Here is a 568-nt window from a genome sequence, read left to right as displayed (position 1 = left end):
CGATGAGCATTCATTTTGGACTGGCGTGATTTTACCCTCGCTTAGCTCACCACGCAGGCAATTTTGCAAGGTGCCCTGTAGTCGGAAATCGCCTCCTGTATTGCATCGACGGCAAACTGCGCACCCGTCGAGGCAATCACACCCGAGGCACTCGCCGACAGCGCCTCCCTCAAACCGCCTGATGCCCGATCCCCATCCTCTTTAGAAAGCATTTCGGAGGGACATTTGTATGCCAATCGAACGATCTCCCCCAACCGGACCTTAGCCGGAGTCGTCTTCAGTCCGGCAAAGTCGCGGTTGTCCACTCCGGTACAAGCGGCAAGAAACATCAATAACAATAGAACGGTGATCTTTTTCATTATGACTCTCCACCGACGTTCGGTTAAAATACAACGTCTTCTAAGGAGTTTGTAACGGGTGCCGCAACAGTTCACGATCAGTGTACAACTGTCAAAGCCGTTAGTCCAGGGCGAGCGCGTATAAAATTTTTTAAACTCAACCACTATGCACTAAAGTGCATAGGTTGCCCCCTGGACTGAAAGTCCTAAATCATTCCAGGATAATGTTT

Annotated in this window: 1 protein-coding gene; it reads right to left on the bottom strand. The window is 50.2% G+C overall.

Annotated features, from left to right (window positions below):
* Positions 1 to 41: 41 nt before the first annotated feature.
* Complete coding sequence (locus tag BQ17_RS04445; protein WP_089724642.1) at positions 42 to 359, bottom strand: hypothetical protein; 318 nt, start codon at positions 357 to 359, stop codon at positions 42 to 44.
* Positions 360 to 568 lie beyond the last annotated feature (209 nt).

This window comes from Candidatus Thiosymbion oneisti (assembly GCF_900092655.1).
Taxonomy (GTDB): domain Bacteria; phylum Pseudomonadota; class Gammaproteobacteria; order Chromatiales; family Chromatiaceae; genus Thiosymbion; species Thiosymbion oneisti.
This window is presented reverse-complemented; position numbering and strand designations above follow the sequence as displayed.